This is a genomic window from Klebsiella sp. CTHL.F3a, assembly GCF_019890895.1.
GTDB classification, from domain to species: domain Bacteria; phylum Pseudomonadota; class Gammaproteobacteria; order Enterobacterales; family Enterobacteriaceae; genus Klebsiella; species Klebsiella grimontii.
This window is the reverse complement of the sequence record NZ_CP082360.1, coordinates 2,171,876-2,194,494: the sequence shown is the minus strand read 5'-3', so window position 1 is coordinate 2,194,494 and position 22,619 is coordinate 2,171,876. Positions and strand designations below refer to the sequence as shown.

The following is a 22,619-nucleotide window of genomic DNA, read 5'->3' as shown; positions in this document are numbered from 1 at the left end:
TTGTAAAATAATCACTATTATGAAAACGCCCGACGAATGCCGGGCGCTGATAAAGGGTCAGGTGCGATTCGACTTCCCTCCCCCTCCTCGAATAAGTTCATCCTCACGAAACGCCTCGCGCTTAACGCCGTAACCGTCATACCAGCGGCACTCCACCATGCCGCTGGCGAACCCGGTAACGACCATACGAGGGCCGCCGTTTTTTCGCCTCACTTCATCACTGACCAACAAGACCATTTTTGCCTCCGGTATCAGGAAGAAACAGATTTACCTTAGACGAAGCTGAACCACTTTGCATGAGCAGGAGCACATTTACTTCGCCGGACGACGAAGAGCGGAAATCGCTTTCACTCCAGCCAACACGATGGCGCCAATGATGAATCCCAGCACCAGGTTGGCGGCCGTTGGCAACAGCGAGGCAATCACCGCATTCTGCCCATGGGCCAGATTTTCAACGGCATGGTGCAGCGGCGTAATACCGTGGACCACAATACCGCCGCCGACCAGGAACATCGCCAGCGTGCCAACGATGGACAATACTTTCATCAGGCGGGGCGCAATTGCCAACAAAGCTTTGCCTGACCACTGCGCCAGCGAGCTGGTTTTCTCCACCAGCCAGTAGCCCATATCATCAAGCTTGACGATGATCCCCACCAGACCGTAAACCCCCACCGTCACCAGCAGCGCAATGCCGGATAAAATCAGGATCTGATTTAATAACGGCGCTTCAGCCACAATCCCCAGCGTAATCGCGACAATTTCAGCTGACAGAATAAAATCGGTGCGTATCGCCCCTTTCACCTTATCCCGTTCAAAAGCCATGGGGTCCTGGTTCGCCAGGGCCTCAAGCCGCTGCCGGCGAACCTGCGGATCCTCTTTATGCTTCCGCGCCTGCAGACTGTGCAGCACCTTCTCGACGCCTTCGAAGCAGAGAAACGCGCCCCCCACCATCAGCAGCGGGGTAATCGCCCACGGGATAAAGGCGCTGATCAACAACGCCAGCGGCACCAGGATCACTTTATTGATCAATGAGCCTTTAGCTACCCCCCAAACGACCGGCAATTCGCGGTTGGCCCGCACGCCGGTGACCTGTTGAGCATTAAGCGATAAATCGTCTCCCAATACGCCTGCCGTTTTTTTTGCTGCCAGTTTCCCCATGACCGAAATATCATCGAGTAACGTGGCAATATCATCCAATAAGGTTAATAGACTACTTCCCGCCAAAATTGCATTCCTTCATTTATGGTTGTTCCTCCTGAAGTATGAAGCAAAAGCGCTTTTTCGCCCACCAGTGTCCATAGTCAACAAAAATTTAACCATAGCAGGCGAATTAAAGCGCTCGCCAGCACGAGAGTTTTCACGTTTACTATATCTCCCCCTTTCTGTCTCTGTACCGTCGTGAGGAAGTATGTCTACCCGTCAGCTGTTACCGCTCATCGGGGCGTTGTTTGCGCTGTATATCATCTGGGGTTCCACCTATTTCGCTATCGCCGTCGGCGTCGCCAGTTGGCCCCCGCTAATGATGGCTGGCGTGCGCTTCCTTTCCGCAGGCGCACTGCTGACCGCCTGGCTACTGGCAACCGGCCATAAGCTCCCTGCGCGAAAGCCGCTGCTCAACGCGGCGCTGATTGGCGTGTTACTGCTGGCCGTGGGTAATGGTTTTGTCACTCTCGCCGAGCACCAGCATGTGCCCTCCGGTATTGCGGCGGTCATGGTCGCAACGGTGCCGCTGTTCACCCTGTGCTTTAGCCGCTTTTTTGGTATTGCGACCCGCAAACTTGAATGGCTGGGTATCGCTATTGGTCTCGCGGGGATCGTACTGCTCAACAGCGGCGGCAACCTGAACGGTAACCCCTGGGGCGCGCTGCTGATACTTATCGGTTCAATGAGTTGGGCGTTTGGTTCCGTCTACGGCTCGCGAATCGAGCTACCGACGGGGATGATGGCGGGCGCCATTGAGATGCTGGCGGCAGGCATCGTACTTATGATCGCCTCCTCGCTAACTGGAGAAAAATTAACCCAGATGCCGTCGTGGTCCGGCATTTTTGCCGTCGCCTATCTGGCGATCTTTGGTTCGCTTATCGCCATCAACGCCTATATGTATCTGATTCGCAACGTAACACCGGCGGTAGCGACCAGCTACGCCTACGTTAACCCGGTGGTCGCCGTGCTATTAGGCACCGGTTTTGCCGGCGAAAGCCTATCCGCCGTAGAGTGGCTGGCGCTGGGAATCATCATCTTCGCCGTCGTTCTGGTCACGCTCGGCAAGTACCTGCTCCCAGCTCGCCGCGATGTCACCTCCTGTAAGGCGGAGAAGTAACGTCTAACAGACCTATACCTTGCGTATCGATCTGCGCGCAGTTCCCACCGCCGCAGATCCACTCTTCCAGCCGTTCCCCCAGCGCTTCGTCGCTAAGCTTCTGGCGCCCGCGCAGCGCGCACTCCCAGACCACCAGCACCCGCCATCCCTGCTCCGCCAGGATGCCGATATCCCGGCGATCGCGCGCCACATTTTTGGCTATTTTATCCAGCCAGAACTCAGTTCTCGTCGCGGGGACCTTAAACAGGTAGCAATTATGATGATGCCAGAAGCAACCGTGGGTAAAGATAACGCACTGATACTCGGCCACCACAAAATCCGGGCGGCCGGGCAGCGCGGCATCCTGCACGGTAAAGGAAAATCCTGCACGCGCCAACAGTCCCGCCAGCCGTTTTTCAATCGCCGTATCGCGGGTGCCGATCGCGCGCATGTTTTTACTGCGGGTGGCTTTATCGTGGACGTCGGCCATAGTCAATCTCTTGCTCACGGCAAGCCACCGCTCTTGCAATACGCGGCGCCAGCAGCTTCGCTACCGCCGCAAAGACCGGCACAACAACCGAATTGCCAAACTGGCGATAGGCCTGGGTATCCGATACCGGAATGCGAAAATGATACCCCTGCGGCGCTTCAAATCCCATCAGACGCGCACACTCGCGGGGAGTCAACCGACGCGGCCGCCGAAGCTGATTTTCAGGATCGTCAAAAGACTTTTCGCCTAAAGGCCGATCCCAACCGCGATCGATAAGGATCTCCGCACCATCTTTGTAGTAGCGGGCAGACAGCGTACGCGCCACGCTGTGCGGATTCGTTGGGTCAACGAGCCCGTAGCCAAAGCCGTTCCCTCGCTCCTGATGCTTGCGCGCATAGCGATAGAGATATTTCCACAGCACTCTGGTGAGGATAAATTTGTCATCAACGGCGGGTTCCAGCAGCTCGCCGAAAGTCGGGCGAACGGAGGGATAGAGAGTGGCGATATCACGCAGGGTGAATCCCTCATGCAGCTTGAGGTCACGCCGAAAACCCACCAGCACAATGCGTTCCCGGTGCTGAGGTAAAAAATGACGCCCGTCGATCACTTTCGGATCATCCGCTCCAGTATGAGCCGCATCAGCAACCTCATAACCCAACTCATCCAGCGTCTGCATAATGATACGAAACGTCCGCCCCTTATCGTGGCTCTTCAGGTTTTTGACGTTCTCCAGAACAAAAATCGGCGGCTGACGGGCGGCGATAATCCTGACCACGTCAAAAAACAGCGTCCCCTGCGTTTCGCAGGCAAAGCCGTGAGCGCGACCAAGGGCATTCTTCTTCGACACGCCGGCGAGTGAAAACGGCTGGCAGGGAAAGCCGGCCAGCAGTACGTCATGCTGCGGGATAGTCTGGCGTATATGCTGCGCCGCGTCTTCATCGCTCACCTCAGGGAGATGGCTTAAAGTCACATCGCGGATATCTTCATTGAAACGATGCTGCTCAGGATCGCAGTACCAGTTGGCTTTATAGGTGCGCACCGCATGTTTATTCCACTCGCTGGTAAACACGCATTGCCCGCCAATCGCTTCAAAACCGTGGCGAATGCCGCCGATACCGGCAAACAGGTCGACGAAGCGGAATCCATAATGCGGATGATGCGCAGGCGGCTGCGGCAGGAGCGTACGCAGGTGGGCCTGCTCCTGGTGGGATATGCGACCTGCCGCGCGCGCTACCGTCGCAACGCGCTTGAGGATAGCCGGGCTCCAGTGCTGCTCGCCGACGGCGACCAGCTGCGCGACCAGCGTTTTGACATCGTATATCGCCATCAGCTGGCGCAATAGCGCCTGCGCGTCTTCTCCGGTATGTTCAACCTTCAAAGACGGGGGATTTTCCTTGGATAAATTTTGCGCCATAACCTCAACCAGCCCGACTATTTTTGCAGAGGTTACCATAAATAGCGCAGCCAGTTTTACGCGAGTGGGTTAAAGCGCTGCAAAACCTCGTCATCAATAGCCATTGGGTCTCCGCGAAGCTCCGCGCTGAGCTTGGCCATAAACTGCACCAGAAAGCGCGCATTGTGTATCGCCATTGCCCTGCCCTTTTCGGTCTGCATCGTTTGCGGTAAACGCAGCAGCTTGCACTGGAAATGATCCAGCGCGTAGGTTTTATCATTTAATTCCCGCCGGTCGGCAAAGGGATCGCTGGCATCAAACAAGATATTGTTCAACGCGCCGGACACGGCAAAAACGCGCGCCAGGCCAATCGCCCCCAACGCCTCAAGTCGATCGGCGTCCTGGACGATTTTCGCTTCTTCGCTTCGCGGAGCAATCGCCGCGCTAAAACTGTGCGCTTCAATAGCGTGTAAAACCGCCGCGTAGCGTTCGACGGGGAAATCAGGGAAAGCTGACTGGAGGATAGCCAGCGTTTTTTCCGCCGCCATCGCAGAAGAGCGGCTACGCTCAGGATGGTTTTTCGCCAGGCTGACGATGTCATGAAAGTAGCAGGCAGTCAGGATCACCAGACGGTCAGCATCCGTATCTTCGGCCAGTCGCTGCGCAGTGGCCCAAACGCGGCGGAAATGCGAAATATCATGAGCCGCATCCCCTTGCGCGTGATGTTCGGTTAGCCAGGTTTCAAATCGTTGCTGCCAGTGAAAAAGGTCCATGCATGTTCCTTAGGTGTCAGGCCAGCAACGAGCATAGCAACTTTATTCGTGATGTTCATAGATCTGCGGATTGGGGCGCGTGTACCACGCAATTGCACCAAGAATGGTCCCCACGATACCTAACACCAGAAACCCCAACAGGGCGCCAATCCACTTCCCACTCGTTGAACCAAGTTCACCGTCAATCGTGGCGCCGGGCACGCTTTGAATCTGCCCGACAACCCACCAGTACCGCGCCATCGCCCACAGAAAATAACCACAAAAAGCATAAAATGCCCACAGCGCCAGTTTTCCACCAGGACTTCTTTTCGCTTTATCTTCCATTCATTTGCTCTCCATGTACTCAACAAGCAACATCACTTGCCAGTCAAAAATAGTGACATCCATCACATTATATAGCGAAAATTCTTGCAAGACAGCATTTCTCTCTGCCCGATGCATTTCTGTGCATCAACCGGCTTCATTGTCATAATACCGGCTATATATACTCAATGAATTTATTCCATTTTTAAATAATACAAATTAATGAATGGCATTTAATTTCTGGCCATTTCCCACTCCCCCTCCCCAGCCCCTCACTTCACCATCAACCACTCTTACTCAGACCACTCTCTGAAAGAAAACTCCACGTTTAAACACGAGCAAATAATTATTCATAAAATCAATATTAAATGATGACACATAGAACACATGAAACTCATCAACGACAAAATTCAATCAATGAATAACCATAAGCCTATGTTATTAAAAGCTATAAACACGGAAAATAATTTATCACAAAACAATACAATTTTAATATAAAGAATATAACTGAAACATTTTGTAATATTAGATATAATTTAGTTACATATTTGATTTAAAGAAAAATGAACTTAATCGCTAATATCAAATAGTCACCCCGGAAGGAATGACACAATTCATATTAATTATGATTAAAAGGGAATATATAATGAAAAGAAAAGTATTGGCAATTCTGGTTCCAGCTTTATTAGTCGCTGGCGCGGCTAATGCAGCAGAAATCTATAATAAGAACGGCAACAAACTGGATTTCTACGGCAAAATGGTTGGCGAACACATCATGACCCATGATGGCGACAACAACAATTCTGACGATACCTCCTATGCGCGTTTCGGCGTTAAAGGCGAAACCCAGATTAGCAGCGAACTGACCGGTTATGGCCAGTTTGAATACAACATCAAAGCGGACAAACCGGAAGGTCAGCAGGGCAGCGCTACCCGTTTAGCATTCGCTGGTCTGAAATTCAGCGATTACGGCTCATTCGATTATGGTCGTAACTACGGCGTGGTTTATGACGCGGCGGGTTACACCGATATGCTCGTTGAGTGGGGCGGTGACGGTCTGGTTTACACCGATAACTTCATGACCGGCCGTACCAACGGCGTAGCAACCTATCGTAACACCGACTTCTTCGGCATGGTGGATGCTCTGAATTTTGCTCTGCAGTATCAGGGTAAAAACAACGACACCACCGCGAAAAAATCAAACGGCGACGGTTTCGGTTTCTCCGTTAACTACAACATCGACGGCTTCGGTTTCGTTGGCGCTTACAGCAACTCCGATCGTACTGATGAGCAAGCTGCGGACAAGCGGGGCGAGACAGCTGAAGTCTGGAACCTGGCGGCTAAATACGATGCAAATAATCTGTATGCATCAGTCATGTATGGTGAATCCCGTAACATGACTCCGCTGGAGAAAACGACTTTTGGCAGTTTTGCCAATCACACGCAAAACATCGAAGCCGTTGTGCAATATCAATTTGATTTCGGCCTGCGTCCGTCCCTGGGCTATGTCTACGCGAAAGGTAAAGACCTGGGCGCCAAAGAAGACACCAATGCGGATATCATGAACTACGTTGAATTGGGTACCTGGTACTATTTCAACAAAAACTTCAACGTTTACACCGCATACAAATTCAATCTGATGGATGATGAAGACGCGGCGGTAAGTGGCGCAGCCACCGACGATCAGTTCGCTGTGGGTATCACCTACCAGTTTTAAGATTGTATAGCTACGCTAAAACCCGCCTTGTGCGGGTTTTTTCGTTTTTACCAACGGATAGTCATCCTGTATCGCTACACGGCAGAAAAATAGAGTGTTGCGATCCATATGCAGTAAACCATGAAGAGGAGATTTCCCACGAATGCGTGGCGCCTACTCCAGTTTTCGAGATTTTAACTTAATCATTTAAACCATGAAATCAACAATAAAAAAACAGAGTATTCACAATACTTTTACCTTCCGCCCTATCCGGTAGATTTAACCTGTTTTTCTCCGTAAGCCAAACAAATTACGCGCATAAATATCGTTACCGCTACAGTAGACACTGTTAATCCCGCAGGACTGCCTGGTAATGACCGCACCAGAACTCATGCCCCCGATAGCTTTCCCGCTTTTATAGTCTCCATTCGGCATAATCACGTCCAAACAAACTCGGGTGGAGAAGCGTAAACAACATCCGTCGAGGAATATGTCTACTGTGATAAAAACCCTGGTTGACACAGACCACGAGTTGGCGTCAAATATTTATCATACGGGAGCTTATTGCTTATATCGATCGCGCATTTAATCTCTTAATTTTCCTTTTATAAAATTGATGTAAATCAATAAATGATTAATCATACCTTGAAAAAAAACACATCCAGAGAAGCGGTCAGGTACATTATCGTTGGCCTGGCAAATACAGCAATAACCGCAGTTGTTATATTTGGCCTTATGCATGCCGGTGCGGGTGTCTACCCTTCAAATGCAGCAGGTTATGTCGTTGGCATTATTTTCAGCTTTATAATGAATGCGAAGTTCACTTTCTCAACGACCTTAAACCCCCTGAGATTTATCAAATTCGTATCCACATGTGTTTTTTGTTATATTTTAAATATAATAGCAATGAAAGTTTTTTTCATCGTTATACCTAATGCTATCTATACAGCACAAGTTGTAGGAATGATTATTTACACAACAGCTGGTTTTATTATAAACAAACACTGGTCAATGAAATGAAAGAAATAAATATAAACCGCACGAGGAGTGAAATACCTTCGTTAGCAATCGTTGTTCCTTGTTATAATGAAAAAGACGCCTTTCCATACTGCGTGGAGGGGCTTGCCACTGTATTAAAAAACCTCCTTGCAAAAGAAAAAATCGCTCGAAATAGTTATATCCTCTTTGTCGATGATGGCAGTAAAGACAACACCTGGGAACAAATCAAATCCACATCGCAGGAAAAGTCGTTCGTTCGCGGTTTGAAATTATCACGGAACCGGGGCCATCAGATAGCCCTGCTGGCGGGGTTAGCAAACGCGGATACGGACGTTACTGTAAGTATAGATGCAGACTTACAGGATGATATAAGTTGCATTGAGAAAATGATAGACAAATATAATGAAGGGTTTGAGATTGTTTATGGCGTACGCGACAACAGAAGTAGCGACTCAGTATTCAAAAGGACAACAGCCAATAAATTCTATTCTCTGATGTCAAGGCTGGGTGTCAATCAGGTTCCTAACCATGCGGACTTCAGGCTTCTTAGCCGGACAGCGTTGACAGCATTAAAGGATTTTAAAGAACAAAACTTATACTTAAGGGGGCTAATCCCTTTGTTGGGTTATAAGTCTACCCGCGTTTATTATAGCAGAGATGAAAGGGTTGCAGGCGAGTCAAAATACCCCTTGAAAAAGATGGTAGCACTGGCGTTAGAAGGAATAACGTCTCTGACAATTACCCCATTACGGATGATCGCCGCCACTGGGATTACCACATGCCTTCTATCTACAATAGCTGCAATCTATGCCCTCATTGAGAAGATCCAGGGAAATACCGTTGCGGGTTGGACATCTGTTATGATTGCGATTTTCTTCCTTGGCGGCGTCCAGATGCTTTCTTTAGGGATAATTGGTGAATACGTTGGGAAAATATACATGGAATCCAAAAACCGGCCAAAATATTTTATCGAAGAGGTAGCAAAATACGAAATGAGAGGCGAGCAATGAACACCATGGATGAACGAATGACGCCCTACACTAAAAGAGTTATTGCAATGCTTTACCTCGCGGCAATTTTCTTAGTTTACAGCCCAACCATTATATTTAGTTACGCATTTTCAGATGATTGGTCGACACTTTCTGATGTTTTTTCAGGGAAAGGTTCTCCATTTCAATGGGATATGCAATCCGGCAGGCCCTTGTATGCCATTGCCAGACGACTTGCCTTTACGCTAGTTCACAATATCGATGACCTTGCCTATCTTAGATTTTTCACCATAATAACGGTTTTTATATTTTGTTTGTTCCTCTTTTTATTTATAGAAAAAAGAAACATATTCAAGCGTAACATAACAACGATCACCTTCCCTTTATTAATATGTTTGGCACCCGCCATACAAGTATATAACTCTTGGGCGACATGTTTCCCTTTTGTACTATCTATACTCCTTGCCGGAATAAGTTATGCGACATTAAAGCCCACCAATAAAAAAACGACAATTATAAGATTTGCAGCATCCGTCATTATTTTATGGTTTGCATTTGCCATATACCAACCAACGGCGATGGCATTTTTATTTTTCGTCATGCTTGATAACTGCCTGAAAAAAGACAAACCATTTTCCATCAGCATTGTTTTAATCAGTGGCGCAGTTTTATTTATCGGCATGCTTGCTAGTCTGCTATTTTCAAAATTTGTACCTGTATGGTTATATGGCAGTTCAATTGCACGTGCCGAGTTAACGAATAATCCACTTGAGAAATTACGATGGTTTGTCAAAGAACCATTGATTAACGCCATCAACAACTTTAATATAACCCCTGGCACCTTATTCACAACGCTGTCATTAATAATTTGCGCAATAGGTTTATTTTCAATAATAAAAGGCAAATCAGGACCTATTAAGGTGCTCATGTTTATTATCATGGGGATTGGCGCCTACTCTCCAAACTTATTAGTCAAGGAAAACTGGGCTGCATATAGGTCACTGATAGCACTAGAATTTTTCACGTGCGCTCTTATCATTATTGGGGTGGATGCCTTGACAAGCAAACTCAATATAGCAAAAAAAGCGCTCCCCATATTGACGGTATTCGCGATGATCGCTGCCTCATACAATATCTTTAATGGTTTCATTATCCCACAAAAATCAGAGTTAAACGCATTAGCAAGCGCACTTTCCTACAAGGTGGGAAAAACATTTACAGGGGATGTTCTTTTTGACATTCAAGATCCCGCCTATAATGCCTTTACTAAAACACAACGTTATGACGAGTTTGGCAATATATCACTTGCGGCCCCCTGGGCTATCAAGGGGATGGCGGAGCAAATCTTAATCAGCAAGTCCATGCATTTCAGGCTTCCAGAAAATGTTATTCTGACGGCAAAGGAGCAATGCACCACTGATTGCATCATTATAAAAACGGGCGATGCCATGAGGAGTTCAACCTCCAACTATTGAATCTTTTCGCCCCCCGGCATGCAGAAAGATGATCCCGCGCCAGAGCCGCACGGGATCTTTTTATCCCGGCAGCTCAGGTCAGGGTCATAAGTTTCTCTATCACCCCATGCGCTCACTTGACAACAATCCCTGCTCCAGTGCTTTCCTGAGTTCGCTCCTTTCCATCCATCATCCCTTCTCTTTAAGATACTTCTACAGAATCTATGTGTAGCAAGGGCAGTTGACTGCTTTGTTATCAGGGATGCAAGACGGGCTATGTTGTTGTTAAGAATGTGAGCTTGTGAACTAAAGAAGATAAAAGTGGATGCCCAACAAGAGGCAACATGGTAAAAAAGACAGCATTAGGGATGGGAAAACAGAGCGATAGAAAGAAATTTTAATGCGGGGATTTTGCAGAGAAAAATTAAAAGCGACATTCAACTTATTGATTTTTCTAAATAATTGGCGGAGAGAGGGGGATTTGAACCCCCGGTAGAGTTGCCCCTACTCCGGTTTTCGAGACCGGTCCGTTCAGCCGCTCCGGCATCTCTCCGCTGTTGAGGTTGCTATAATGCCAGGTTCTTTGGCATTTTAATAGTTCCTGTCTCTTTAATTCAGTTCAAGTGACGACTTTGCGAGCAATATGATATTTAAATGGCCCTGGAAAGTAGATGAAGAGTCCGGCAACGCGGAAATCCCCTGGGAAAAGGCGCTTGCCATTCCTGTATTAGCCAACCTCTCCGAACATGAGCAGCAGCAGCTGGTGCAGATGGCTTCCCGCTTTTTGCAACAAAAGCGTCTGGTTGCCTTACAGGGGCTTGAGCTTACTCCCCTGCACAGCGCTCGTATCGCGCTATTGTTTTGCCTGCCGGTTCTCGAACTGGGTATCGAATGGTTAGATGGCTTTCACGAAGTGCTTATCTACCCTGCCCCGTTCGTCGTCGACGACGAATGGGAAGATGATATCGGCCTGGTGCATAACCAGCGAATCGTACAATCAGGTCAAAGCTGGCAGCAGGGGCCGATTGTTCTCAACTGGCTGGATATTCAGGACTCCTTCGATGCGTCCGGTTTCAATCTGATTGTCCATGAAGTAGCGCATAAACTGGATACCCGCAATGGCGATCGCGCAAGCGGCGTGCCCTTCATCCCCCTGCGCGAGGTGGCGGGCTGGGAACACGATCTCCATGCTGCAATGAACAATATTCAGGATGAGATAGACCTGGTCGGTGAAAGCGCCGCGAGTATCGATGCGTATGCAGCCACGGATCCTGCAGAATGTTTCGCCGTGCTCTCTGAATACTTCTTCAGCGCACCAGAGCTATTTGCTCCCCGCTTTCCCGCGCTTTGGCAGCGTTTCTGCCTTTTTTATCGTCAGGATCCGCTCGCGAGATTACGTGAGAATAGCCCGCCAGATGATAGTGATAACCCGGTAGTACACTAAAACAACGACCTGCGCTAAATTTAGCCATTTGAATCAGCAAGTTAAATTTAGTGTTGACACAAAAATCCGAGACCAGTAGTATTCGCCTCGTTCACACGATTCCTCTGTAGTTCAGTCGGTAGAACGGCGGACTGTTAATCCGTATGTCACTGGTTCGAGTCCAGTCAGAGGAGCCAAATTTAAAAAGCCCGCTTAAGGATACTTAAGCGGGCTTTTTGCTGTCCGTCCCGGGATTCGGGCATGCACTACTGTTTATATCTCAATGAAAATATTAACTCATCATCACCGCCTTTAGCGCAACCTGTGACAGCCTCTGCAGCCCATTCAGCACGATAGCGACTTTTCAACCGGTATCCCACTTCTAAGCAAAAAATAACAACACCAGGCATCTTTCCCCGCTAGCGCTGTACGCAACGTCCCTGCGGGACATAAAAACCTTTCTCCAAAAAGTCATCACACTGAACAACTAACAAATTAATAAACTAGCCGCACCACAGAAAAGCATATTAAAGCCATAACACGATATACGCTGGAGATAAATAAAGCCAAAAGCGACAGTCATCATGCTATAACAATACGTCATCATAATGGTCGTTATGGTTTACCAGATCTCATATAAACCGGACTATCAACATCAGCAGTTCTGGCTTTCCCACCAGCAACATAAAACATGCTAAGGGCTACCGCTTCGACAAGACGAACGATCTTCGTCCCTCAAACGTTTTACTGGAATATTAAATTATCAAATTTATTAATAAATAAATGAGCAGTCGCTTTGATCTGCGAAAACCCATAATCTCAAAAAACACAATCTTCAGCAATTTAAGCTAAGACTTCAGATATCTAACGTAGGACGTTGGCCTAACCCATCCGCAGCAGGTCTTTTTATTGATATTTGAAATTGCAGAATCGCCGCCATGTCTATACTTAAATCGCTTTCCTAATAACGGAGCTCACCCAATGCAATATATAGTGCCTTTCAAAAGGACAATGCTCGCCAGCCTGTTAACCTTAGCAGCCGGCGCAGTGTCCAGCGCTTATGCGGCACCAGCGACAGCCACCGCACCAGAAAATGCCCCCAAACAAAATACCTCAAAACCGAATATTGTCGTTATATTTGGTGATGATATTGGTTACTGGAACCTGAGCACCTATAACCAGGGCACCATGGGGTATAAAACGCCGAATATTGATAGCATTGCCGCAGAAGGGGCTAAATTTACTTCCTATTATGCTGAGCAAAGTTCAACGGCCGGCCGTTCTGCGTTTATTACCGGCCAGATGCCGTTCCGTACCGGCATGAGCAAAGTTGGGATGCCTGGCGCGCCGCAGGGTCTGCAAAAAGAAGACATTACGATTGCCACGGCACTTAAACAGCTCGGTTATGCCACCGGTCAGTTTGGTAAAAACCACCTCGGCGACCGCGATGAATTCCTGCCTACCGCGCACGGTTTTGATGAGTTTCTCGGCAATCTGTACCACCTGAACGCCGAAGAAGAACCGGAGAACCCGGACTATCCAAAAGACCCGGCCTTCCGTAAAGAATTTGGCCCGCGCGGCGTGATTAAGAGCACCGCAGACGGCAAGATTGAAGATACCGGTCCGCTGACCGTGAAACGTATGGGCACGGTCGATGAAGAGACGCTGGCTGCCAATAACGACTTTATGGAACGTCAGGTAAAAGCCGGTAAGCCATTCTTTACCTGGTTTAACACCACCCGTATGCACAACAAAACCCACCTGAAAGACGGCAGCATCGGTAAAACCGGTCTGGGGACCTATGCCGACGGTATGGTTGAACACGATGCCATGATCGGTGAAGTGCTGCAGAAAATTAAAGATCTCGGCATCGAAGATAACACCATTCTCGTTTACACCACCGATAACGGCCCGATGACCGCCACCTGGCCTGATGCGGGTGAGACGCCGTTCCGCGGTGAGAAAAACACCGGCTGGGAAGGCGGCTTCCGCGTACCTGCCATGGTTCGCTGGCCGGGGCATATTAAGCCGGGCACCATCATTGACGGCATGTTCGCCAGCTACGACTGGTTCCCAACGCTGGTCGCAGCCGCCGGGGACGCTAACATCAAAGATGAACTGCTGAAAGGCTATAAGACGACCTCGATGACCTACAAGGTACATCTGGATGGTTATAACCAGCTCGACTTCCTGCAGGGTAAAGGCGACAACCAGCGTAAAGAATTCTTCTACTGGAGTGATGACGGCGACCTGCTGGCGATGCGCTATGGCCGCTGGAAAGCGCACTTTATGATCCAGGAACACACCGGTCTGGATCTGTGGAAATATCCGTTCACCAAACTGCGTACGCCAATGATCTTCGATCTGGAGATCGATCCGCTGGAGAAAGGCAGCGACGGTATGGGCTACAACTCATGGTTCTACGATCGTCTGTTCCTGATGGGCGGTGCGCAGAAATATGCCAAAGAGATGCTGGCCACCTTCAAAGAGTTCCCACCGCGTCAGAAACCAGGTTCGTTCACCATTTCCGATGCTTCAGCCATGCTTGAGCAGGGTTCCGGTATTAATAAATAACGCCACCTCGGACAGGTTGCTAAAGCAGCCTGTCCGCTTTGGATGATAAAAATCAGTTCACCTTTTTGTTATCACTTCTCAGGGGCATACGATGAAGTACAGCACAACACTACCCGTTACCGCATTACCGTCTGCCGAGAAATATAACGGCAAAGGCCCTGAATATAAGCGTCGCTTCCACGTAATGGCCAAGCCTACCGGCTCGACCTGTAACCTTGACTGTTCCTACTGTTTCTATCTGCACAAAGAAGATCTGCTGCACCAGGACAGGCATACCGGCATGAGCGATGAGACGCTTGAACAGTTCGTTCGCCAGTATATTGAAGGGCAAGACGGTGAGCAGGTGGTCTTCTCCTGGCAGGGCGGCGAACCGACCCTGATGGGGCTCGAATTTTTCGAAAAAGTGGTTAAGTTTCAAAAGCAGTACCAAAAATCCGGCCAGCGCATCGAGAACGACTTACAAACAAATGGTGTTTTGCTGAACGATAAATGGGCTGAATTTCTCAAAAAACATCATTTTCTGGTGGGTCTGTCGATTGATGGCCCACGGGAACTTCATGACCGCTACCGCGTCACGCGTAGCGGCAAACCGACCTTTGATAAGGTGATGGCCGGGGTTGAGGCGCTTGAGCGTCACGGCGTACCGTTTAATGCCCTGGTAACCGTCAACCGCACCAATGCCCGCTACCCGCTTGAAGTCTATCGCTTTATGACCCAGGAACTGGGCGCGACCTACGTACAGTTTAACCCGTGCGTGGAACCGGTTGATTTTAAACAGACCGCCCCGCAGTTCTGGCGCGATGACACCATTCCGCTGACCGGTAGCCGCCGCGCTCGCCCCGGCGATCTCGACTCTGTCGTGACCGATTGGTCGGTTGACCCGGATGACTGGGGCCACTTCCTGATTGCGGTGTTCGAGGAGTGGGTTAACAACGATTTAGGCCGCGTTCAGGTCAATCTGTTTGAAACGGCGGTGGCGCAAACGCTGGGCATGCCCGCGCAAATCTGCACCCACTCCGAATTCTGCGGCAAAGGGCTGGCGATTGAAAAAAACGGTGATATCTACTCCTGCGACCACTACGTTTACCCGGAATACCAGATAGGCAATATCGCTAATACGAAACTGTCACATCTGGCGTTCTCCGAGCGGCAGAAAGCCTTTGGCATGGGCAAGCGCGATACGCTGCCGAAATATTGCCAGGCCTGCCCGTATTTAAAAATGTGCTGGGGCGAGTGTCCAAAAAACCGCATCGTGCGCGCACCGGACGGCGAAGCGGGTCTCAACTATCTGTGCCCGGGCATCAAAGCCTTCTTCAACTACGCCGAGCCGATGCTGGTGGGATTAGCCACCTTAATCAAACGTGACTATTCAGGATTAAAACGATGATGCAGCGCGAGAAGCTATTAGAACTTGAGCAGAAAATGAACCAGCAGGTGCTGGGTCAGGAAGAGCTGGTACGTATGTTGATAATCGCCCTGCTCTGCGATGGACACGTTCTGCTGGAGGGGCTGCCGGGGCTGGCGAAGACCCGCGCCGTGCGCGAACTCGCCCGCCACGTGGAGGGCGAGTATCGCCGCATTCAGTTCACCCCCGACCTGCTCCCTTCTGATATCACCGGCAGCGAGATTTATCAGCAAAATGCCACCCGCGAAGAGGACCAGTTTACGTTCCGCCCCGGCCCGGTGTTTGGCAACCTGATTCTGGCCGATGAAATCAACCGCGCCTCCGCCCGCGTTCAGTCTGCCCTGCTGGAAGCGATGGAAGAACGCCATGTGACCGTGGCGGGCAAAACCTGGCCGCTGCCGGGGGTGTTTATAGTTCTCGCCACGCAAAACCCGGTGGATCAGGAAGGCACCTGGCCCCTGCCGGAGGCCCAGCTTGACCGCTTTTTGATGAAAGTACTGGTGAGCTATCCCTCGAAAGAGAATGAACAGAAGGTGATGCAGCTGGTTCGCGCCGAGCAGCAGCAAAAATACCAGCAGTTGAGCCAAAACCAGCCGAGCGCCGCCGCCGAAACCCTGATGCTGACGCAGCAGGAGATTGCCGAGTGCTGGCAGGCGATTGCCCATGTTCACGTCGCGCCAACCATTGAAAACTATATCGTCAATCTGGTGGATCTCAGTCGTCACCCTGAAAACGTCAGCGATGCGCTGGCAAGCTATCTGACCTTTGGGATAAGTCCACGCGGGACGCTGGCGCTGGAGCGTTGCGGCCGCGCCCAGGCATGGCTGGAAGGTCGGGACGCCGTTATGCCGGAAGACATCAAAAAGATTGCCCCTGCGGTGCTGCGTCACCGTTTGATGCTGAGCTACCAGGCCAATGCCGACAACTGCACCCCGGACGATGCGGTGAAAATGCTGCTCGACGCGGTGGTGGCGTGATGAGCGATGCCGTCCGCGTCTCGCGTGATAGCCTGCTAAAACTGGCGGCGCAGGCGCGTTCTATTATCAATCCGCCAGGGCAAATCCCGCCCAACGCGCTGGCCGGAGAGCGCATTTCGCGCCAGCAAGGTCGCGGGCTTAATTTTGACAGTCTGCGCCGCTACCAGCCCGGTGATGACGTTCGTCTGATGGACTGGCAGACCACCGCGCGTATGCGTACGCCGTGGATCCGCCTGTACAATGAAGAAAAAGAGCGGCCGGTCTTTTTGCTTGTCGATCAGCGTCGGGATATGTTTTTTTCCACCCGCGTGCAGACCAAATCGGTGGCGGCGGCAAAAATTGCCGCGCTGCTGGCATGGCGCAGCTGGCACGACGGTGACCGTCTGGGCGGCGCGGTGTTTGGCGACAAAGACTACGCGCTGCGCGCCTGTCGTCCGCCGAACGCGACCCTGCCCCACTTTCTGGACGACATCGTCGAGTATAACCACGCCGTCGCCGACGCCTATCCTCATGAAGCGCCAAATCCGCTGTCGCTGGCCGATATGCTGCGCCACAGCCTGCCGCTGATCCCTAGCGGGAGCTGGGTTGCGGTGATAAGCGATTTTCACGATCTGGATAGCCAGTGCGATGCCCTGCTGGCCGCGCTGCGCCGCCGGGGGGAGATCAGCGCCTTTGTCACGCTCGACGATCTCCATCTGCGGCTGCCGACCCACGGCCAGCTTGCCGCGCGTTACGAAGGCCAGGAGGCAACCTTCTCCCTTTCCCCCTCCCGCCGCGACGAGATCGTGCACAGCGTCACCGCCCGGCTGGCGCAGCAGGAGACGCGTCTTGCCCGGCTTGGCGTGCGGGTCAATCAAATCGTGGTCACCCGCGATCTCCTGCGACAGCTACAGCGAGGTGTCTGAATGCTGGAGAAAGGTTTTACCGTCCCCCATCTGGCGGAGCCGGCGCTGCCCGGTTCACCCTCCTGGTTTCCGCTGCCGCCGGGCTGGGTTGTGCTCAGCATCCTGGTTCTGCTTGCCGGGCTGACCGTCGCCCTGTTTCGCTACGCCCGCTGGCGGCGGAATGTCTGGCGTCGCCAGGCGCTAAGCGCCCTGTCGCAGCCGCATACCGCCGATAGCTGGCTGCTGCTGATTAAACGCATTTTGCTGGTTCATCACCCGCGCGAAGCGATAAGCGCCGCGTCCAACCCGACGCAATGCCTGCAACAGGTGCCGCTGGACGACGCGCTGCGCGAACAGCTTAGCCTGCGCTATTGCCAGCGTGAAAACCAGTTGAATGACGACGATAACGCGCGTCTGCGTGCGCAGTTACATGCATGGATAGAGCGATTACCCTATGTCTGAATATCTCTCTCGCGTGGACTTTGTCTGGCCCTGGGTTTGGCTGCTGCTGCTGCTGCCGTTGGTGGGCCGCTTTTTTATGGCTAAAGCGCGGCCGCTAAAGGAATACGTGCGCGTGCCGTTTTTACCCGCGCTTATCCACGAGATCCAGCCCAACAGCCAGCCTGTGCGCAGCGGTAAGCTTGCCGCCGTGGTGTTCTGGCTGGTGTGGGGGCTGCTGGTTTGCGCCATGGCGCGTCCGGAATGGCTCACCCCGCCGCAGCATATTGAAAAACCGATGCGTAACATCATGCTGATTTTAGACGTCTCTGGTTCGATGGCGAAAAACGATGTCGCCGGAGGCAGCACCCGTCTGGAAGCGGTACAGGCCTCGGTGAAAAAATTTGTCGCCGCCCGCCCGTCCGACCGAATTGGGCTGGTGATTTTTGCTAACGGCGCATGGCCCTTCGCGCCAATTAGCGAAGATAAACAGGCGCTGGAAACCCGAATCAACCAGCTATCGCCGGGCATGGTGGGGCAGCAGACGGCGATCGGCGACGCGCTGGGAGTCACGGTGAAACTGTTCGATTCCGCGCAAAACGCCGACGCCAGTAAGCTGGCGATTATTCTCACCGACGGCAATGATACCGCTTCACAGCTGACGCCGCGTCTTGCCGCCAAACTGGCCGCCGCGCATCACGTACAGGTGCACACCATCGCTTTTGGCGACGTGAACAGCACCGGGGACGATAAAGTCGACCTGCCGCTGCTCGCCGAAATCGCGCAGATGACCGGTGGACGCGCGTGGACTGCCGAAAGCAGCGGCGCGTCGCTGGACGCCGTATGGCAGGAAATTGACGCTATCACGCCGGTGCAGGTTAAAAGTATCGGCTGGTCCTGGCGCGAGCCGCTGTTTGGCTGGCCGCTTGCCGCCGCGCTGTTGCTGCTGCTGGCGTTCGCCCTTTATCGCGTCCTCAGGGAGGAAAGCGCATGAGCGACTTCCACTTTTTACACCCCTGGTTTTTAGTGCTGTTACCGCTGTGCCTCGCGCTGTGGTGGCTGCCGTCCGCCGGACGCAGCGCCTGGGTACGTATGATGGATAAGCCGCTTGCCCGTGCGCTTATCGTCAATCAGCCGCGAAAAATAACCCGCGCGCTGCCGTGGCTGATGATGGCAGGGATTATCGGCCTCGCCGGTCCTGCCTGGCAGCGTCAGCTTCCCGCGGCGTTAACCCCGCAAAGTAATGTGATGGTGGTGTTGCAGCAGGATAACGCCATGCTGGCAAGCGATTTGGCGCCAAGCCGTCACCAGCGGATGCAAAGTAAAATCCTGTCGCTGATGGCGCAGATGCCCGGCACCCGCTTTGGCCTGGTGGTGTATCAGTCCGGCGCGTGGCTCACCACGCCGCTGACCGTCGATCAGGATTTTTACGCTCTGTTCCTGCATGCCCAGTCCCCCGCCCTGCTTCCGGCAGGTGAAGGATCAGGGCTACAGGCGGCCCTGACCCTGGCGATGAAAAATATGCCCTCGCCGCCGCGCAGCATCATTCTGGTGGCGGATAATATCGATGAGCGCGATGCGCGCTGGCTGACAAAACAGTCGCTACCGCTGCAAATCTGGGTTCCCGGCACCGCCCACGGCGGGACGCTGCCGGAGAAGTATGCCAGTCGCGGCACCGATACCCGGCTTAACGTCGCGCGCTTTGAGCAGATCCGCGATGGCGGTATTCCGGTCACCCTGGTGACGTCGGACGACAGCGATTTTTCGGCGATCCGCAGCCATATACAGCAGTCCGTCAGCGCGCAAAACAACGCGCGCAACGATCTACACTGGCGCAACAGCGGCTGGCTGGCGGTCATTCCCATGCTGATCATCATACTGCTGTGGCGACGCCAGCTTTTTTGCTGGCTGCTTATCGCGCCGCTGTTGATGTGGCAGCCCGCCGGGCACGCCGCGTCATGGCTGGATGCGTGGGTCAGCCCCGATATTCAAGGGCAGCAGGCGTTCGCACGCGGGGATTACACCACCGCCGCGCAGCGTTTTACCGACCCGCTGCGGCAGGGGATCGCCTGGTATCGGGCGGAGAACTACCCCGCCGCCACCGCCGCTTTCCATCAGGCGGAACAAACCCCGGAAGCGCTGCTGTGGACCGGTAACAGCTACGCGCAGCAAAAGCTGTGGCAGCAGGCGCTCAACAGCTATGACCGGGCGCTCAGCCTGCGGCCTGACTGGCAGCTGGCGCAGGGCAACCGGGCGAAGATTGCCGCCATCATCATGCAGCTGCGGCAAAAAGAGCGCGACCGCCAGTCGGCGCAGGGCGAGGAGCAGGACTATAAACCGGATGAGATCAAACACGATCTCAAACCCGAGGAAGGCGTTGAGCAAAAAGATATTCAGCCGCAGGTCGGAGGCAACCCGCAGGTGAACCAGTGGTATGAGAATCTCAGCGTTTCGCCTTCCGGCCTGCTGGAAAACCTCTATCGCACCCAGTCAGGAGATCAACAATGAAGCTGCTGTGGTTATTACTGATTGCCACGCTGCCCAGTCAGGCGGCCATGACGGTTTCGCGCGAGCTTATCGCGCCAGAGCACGTTGCTCCCGGTCAGCCGGTGCGCATCGCCGTGACCTTCTGGACCGATAGCTGGTTTAACCCGCCGCCGCAGTGGCCTGATTTCCCTGTTGAAAATGGCGCATTGTTGACCACCACCGAACCCAATCAGCTGCTCACCCGTCATGAGGGCGGCACCAGCTGGAGCGGTATTCGTATGGAACGTCAGGTAACGGCCTGGGATCAGGGGCAGCTGCATATTCCTGCCTTTGAGCTGACGCTTACCGGAGCCGGACAAGCGCCGGTGACGATAAAACTGCCGGCGTTAGATAAGGCGGTAAACTGGCCTGACGATGTACAACAGCCGGACCATTTCCTCCCCGCCGCCAGCCTGTCGCTGAGCCAAAAAATTACCCTGTTCCACAGCGGCGATGATGGACAATTGCGCGCCGGAGACGTGATTGAGCGTGTGGTAACGGTGGTCGCCGACGACGCCGTTGCAACGCAGATCCCGCCGCTGCTGTACGCCATTCCCGGCACGCACACCCAACGTTTATCGCCGCAAAATACTCTGGTGACGGCAGGTCGCGGCGATATCCACGGCGCCCAACGCGTCGAAACGCTGCGCTATCTGCCGGTGGAAGCCGGTACCGTTGCCCTTCCGCCGATAAAATTACGCTGGTGGGATACCGCCCATCAGCAGTGGCAAACCGCCGAGCTGCCGGGCAGTGAGTACAAGATTGCCCCGGCGCCGAACGCGGGTGCGGAAGCGGCGCTCAAAGGCCAGGCGCCAACCTCGTGGGGTCTGCTGTCACTGTGGGTCGCGGTGCTGGCTGCGACGGTCGCGCTGCTGTTTATGTTTCGCCGTACGCTGTCGCAGAGCGCCCGGTATGTTTATCACCAATGGCACCGTTTCTGGCATCCCACATCCCTGCCGGATCTGGTCCCTGAAAAAAGGAGTTCTCGATGAAGGGTACGTTGATCGGTATGTTATTAGTGAGCCTGTGCGGCGGCGCGGCGGCGGCTCCGCTTTCCGCCTGGAACGACACGGCGGCTAAACGGGCCATAGAAACCTGGGTGCACAATGCCACCGATGCTAAAAGCCACTCTTTTATCCCGCCGGAAAAGCGCTACGTGGTGTTTGATAACGACGGCACCCTGTGGCCAGAAGCGCCGATGACCTTCCAGATCCAGTTCGTGCTGGATGAGGTTAAGCGTCTTGCGCCTGAACATCCTGAATGGCAAAACGATCCGCTGGTCAGCGCGGCGCTGAAAAACGATCTGAAAACGGTGGCGGCCGCGGGCGAAAAAGGCTTGCTCAAGCTGCTGGCCTTGACCCACAGCGATATCACCACCGACGAGTTCACTCAACGCGTCGCCAGCTGGGTCGATACGCACAAAGACCCGCGGTTTGGCTGTCAGTACAACCAGTTGGGCTATCAGCCTATGCGTCAGCTGCTGGACTACCTGCGCGAAAATGGCTTTAAGACGTGGATTATCTCCGGCGGCGGCATCGATTTTATGCGCGTGCTGTCTGAGAAGATGTACGGCATTCCGCCGGAACAGGTCGTCGGTTCGTTCGCCCTGGGCGAGTTCTCGTTGACCAAAGATGGCTCGCAAATACGCAAAACTATGCAGGGTGCCTTTAATGACGATGCGGCGAACAAACCGGTGGCGATCCATCTGTTTATGGGTCAGCGCCCGGTAGCGGCTTTTGGCAACAGCGATGGCGACCTGGCGATGATGCAGTACACCGCCAGCAACCCGGATTACAAAACCTTCGGGCTGCTGGTGCACCATACCGATGCGGCGCGCGAATACGCCTACGACAGCCATCCACCGGCCAGCGGTAAACTGGTGGAAGGCTTAAAAGAGGTCAAAGAGAGAGGCTGGGTGGTGGTCGATATGCAAAAAGACTGGAAAACGGTATTCGACCCGGCGCGGTGCCCGGCGAAAACCGCGCAGTAATCCATC

At 52.7% G+C, this 22,619-nt stretch carries 21 protein-coding genes and 2 tRNA genes; 16 read left to right on the top strand and 7 right to left on the bottom strand.

The features are described from left to right. Nucleotides 1-57 precede the first annotated feature (57 nt). Entirely contained in the window at nucleotides 58-237 is a 180-nt protein-coding gene (locus K7H21_RS10310) for a YodC family protein (RefSeq protein ID WP_004122136.1), read from the bottom strand. 75 nt (nucleotides 238-312) lie between these two features. Beyond that, nucleotides 313-1,224: a DUF808 domain-containing protein gene (locus K7H21_RS10305; RefSeq protein ID WP_049123283.1), complete on the bottom strand. Its 912-nt coding sequence runs from the start codon at nucleotides 1,222-1,224 to the stop codon at nucleotides 313-315. Between the two features lie 184 nt (nucleotides 1,225-1,408). On the opposite strand from K7H21_RS10305, the gene yedA reads away from it, so the two are divergent. Next, complete coding sequence (yedA, locus tag K7H21_RS10300) at nucleotides 1,409-2,320, top strand: drug/metabolite exporter YedA (RefSeq protein WP_004122140.1); 912 nt, start codon at nucleotides 1,409-1,411, stop codon at nucleotides 2,318-2,320. Here the strand turns inward: yedA and K7H21_RS10295 are convergent. The 4 genes from K7H21_RS10295 to drpB are packed head-to-tail and all read right to left on the bottom strand — an operon-like array spanning nucleotide 2,295 to nucleotide 5,279. Then, complete coding sequence (locus tag K7H21_RS10295; protein ID WP_004122141.1) at nucleotides 2,295-2,789, bottom strand: very short patch repair endonuclease; 495 nt, start codon at nucleotides 2,787-2,789, stop codon at nucleotides 2,295-2,297. The genes yedA and K7H21_RS10295 overlap by 26 nt on opposite strands. Further along, a complete protein-coding gene (locus tag K7H21_RS10290; protein WP_032742142.1) occupies nucleotides 2,770-4,203 on the bottom strand; it encodes a DNA cytosine methyltransferase in 1,434 nt (477 codons plus the stop codon). The genes K7H21_RS10295 and K7H21_RS10290 overlap by 20 nt, the downstream gene beginning before the upstream one ends. 56 nt (nucleotides 4,204-4,259) lie before the next feature. After that, nucleotides 4,260-4,955, bottom strand: a complete 696-nt coding sequence (locus K7H21_RS10285) for a phosphohydrolase (RefSeq protein WP_004122145.1) — start codon at nucleotides 4,953-4,955, stop codon at nucleotides 4,260-4,262. 42 nt (nucleotides 4,956-4,997) lie between these two features. Next, nucleotides 4,998-5,279: a cell division protein DrpB gene (gene drpB / locus K7H21_RS10280; RefSeq protein ID WP_004122146.1), complete on the bottom strand. Its 282-nt coding sequence runs from the start codon at nucleotides 5,277-5,279 to the stop codon at nucleotides 4,998-5,000. 625 nt (nucleotides 5,280-5,904) lie between these two features. On the opposite strand from drpB, the gene K7H21_RS10275 reads away from it, so the two are divergent. The 4 genes from K7H21_RS10275 to K7H21_RS10260 all read left to right on the top strand — a co-directional run bounded on the left by K7H21_RS10275 (nucleotide 5,905) and on the right by K7H21_RS10260 (nucleotide 10,417). Then, complete coding sequence (locus tag K7H21_RS10275; RefSeq protein WP_223035755.1) at nucleotides 5,905-6,975, top strand: porin; 1,071 nt, start codon at nucleotides 5,905-5,907, stop codon at nucleotides 6,973-6,975. A 609-nt stretch (nucleotides 6,976-7,584) separates the two neighbouring features. Then, nucleotides 7,585-7,974, top strand: a complete 390-nt coding sequence (locus tag K7H21_RS10270; protein ID WP_032741888.1) for a GtrA family protein — start codon at nucleotides 7,585-7,587, stop codon at nucleotides 7,972-7,974. After that, nucleotides 7,971-8,963, top strand: a complete 993-nt coding sequence (locus K7H21_RS10265; protein WP_112166245.1) for a glycosyltransferase family 2 protein — start codon at nucleotides 7,971-7,973, stop codon at nucleotides 8,961-8,963. The genes K7H21_RS10270 and K7H21_RS10265 overlap by 4 nt, the downstream gene beginning before the upstream one ends. Beyond that, complete coding sequence (locus K7H21_RS10260) at nucleotides 8,960-10,417, top strand: glucosyltransferase domain-containing protein (protein WP_049114781.1); 1,458 nt, start codon at nucleotides 8,960-8,962, stop codon at nucleotides 10,415-10,417. Before K7H21_RS10265 ends, K7H21_RS10260 begins: the two co-directional genes overlap by 4 nt. A gap of 442 nt (nucleotides 10,418-10,859) precedes the next feature. On the opposite strand, the gene K7H21_RS10255 is transcribed toward K7H21_RS10260, so the two are convergent. After that, nucleotides 10,860-10,949, bottom strand: a tRNA-Ser gene (locus tag K7H21_RS10255). Between the two features lie 90 nt (nucleotides 10,950-11,039). On the opposite strand from K7H21_RS10255, the gene mtfA reads away from it, so the two are divergent. The 11 genes from mtfA to K7H21_RS10200 all read left to right on the top strand — a co-directional run bounded on the left by mtfA (nucleotide 11,040) and on the right by K7H21_RS10200 (nucleotide 22,613). Then, nucleotides 11,040-11,840, top strand: a complete 801-nt coding sequence (gene mtfA, locus K7H21_RS10250) for a DgsA anti-repressor MtfA (protein ID WP_162626065.1) — start codon at nucleotides 11,040-11,042, stop codon at nucleotides 11,838-11,840. A gap of 100 nt (nucleotides 11,841-11,940) precedes the next feature. Next, nucleotides 11,941-12,016 (top strand) — tRNA-Asn (locus tag K7H21_RS10245). A 784-nt stretch (nucleotides 12,017-12,800) separates the two neighbouring features. Then, entirely contained in the window at nucleotides 12,801-14,393 is a 1,593-nt protein-coding gene (locus K7H21_RS10240) for an arylsulfatase (RefSeq protein ID WP_004122160.1), read from the top strand. Between the two features lie 91 nt (nucleotides 14,394-14,484). Beyond that, nucleotides 14,485-15,780, top strand: coding sequence for an anaerobic sulfatase maturase (locus K7H21_RS10235; protein WP_223035754.1), 1,296 nt, complete (start codon nucleotides 14,485-14,487; stop codon nucleotides 15,778-15,780). Then, nucleotides 15,777-16,775 carry an AAA family ATPase gene (locus K7H21_RS10230; protein WP_142470109.1) on the top strand — a complete coding sequence of 333 codons (999 nt, stop codon included), beginning with the start codon at nucleotides 15,777-15,779 and terminating at the stop codon, nucleotides 16,773-16,775. Before K7H21_RS10235 ends, K7H21_RS10230 begins: the two co-directional genes overlap by 4 nt. Then, nucleotides 16,775-17,680, top strand: a complete 906-nt coding sequence (locus K7H21_RS10225; RefSeq protein ID WP_142470110.1) for a DUF58 domain-containing protein — start codon at nucleotides 16,775-16,777, stop codon at nucleotides 17,678-17,680. Before K7H21_RS10230 ends, K7H21_RS10225 begins: the two co-directional genes overlap by 1 nt. After that, on the top strand, nucleotides 17,681-18,121 hold the full coding sequence (locus K7H21_RS10220; RefSeq protein ID WP_195729155.1) for a DUF4381 domain-containing protein: 441 nt from the start codon (nucleotides 17,681-17,683) through the stop codon (nucleotides 18,119-18,121). It abuts the gene before it with no gap. Further along, nucleotides 18,114-19,091, top strand: a complete 978-nt coding sequence (locus K7H21_RS10215; protein ID WP_004122177.1) for a VWA domain-containing protein — start codon at nucleotides 18,114-18,116, stop codon at nucleotides 19,089-19,091. The genes K7H21_RS10220 and K7H21_RS10215 overlap by 8 nt, the downstream gene beginning before the upstream one ends. Next, nucleotides 19,088-20,605: a VWA domain-containing protein gene (locus K7H21_RS10210; RefSeq protein ID WP_049114543.1), complete on the top strand. Its 1,518-nt coding sequence runs from the start codon at nucleotides 19,088-19,090 to the stop codon at nucleotides 20,603-20,605. Before K7H21_RS10215 ends, K7H21_RS10210 begins: the two co-directional genes overlap by 4 nt. Continuing rightward, complete coding sequence (locus tag K7H21_RS10205) at nucleotides 20,602-21,615, top strand: oxygen tolerance domain protein (protein WP_223035753.1); 1,014 nt, start codon at nucleotides 20,602-20,604, stop codon at nucleotides 21,613-21,615. The genes K7H21_RS10210 and K7H21_RS10205 overlap by 4 nt, the downstream gene beginning before the upstream one ends. Beyond that, entirely contained in the window at nucleotides 21,612-22,613 is a 1,002-nt protein-coding gene (locus tag K7H21_RS10200; protein WP_223035752.1) for an HAD family hydrolase, read from the top strand. Before K7H21_RS10205 ends, K7H21_RS10200 begins: the two co-directional genes overlap by 4 nt. The last annotated feature ends 6 nt before the right edge of the window (nucleotides 22,614-22,619 follow it).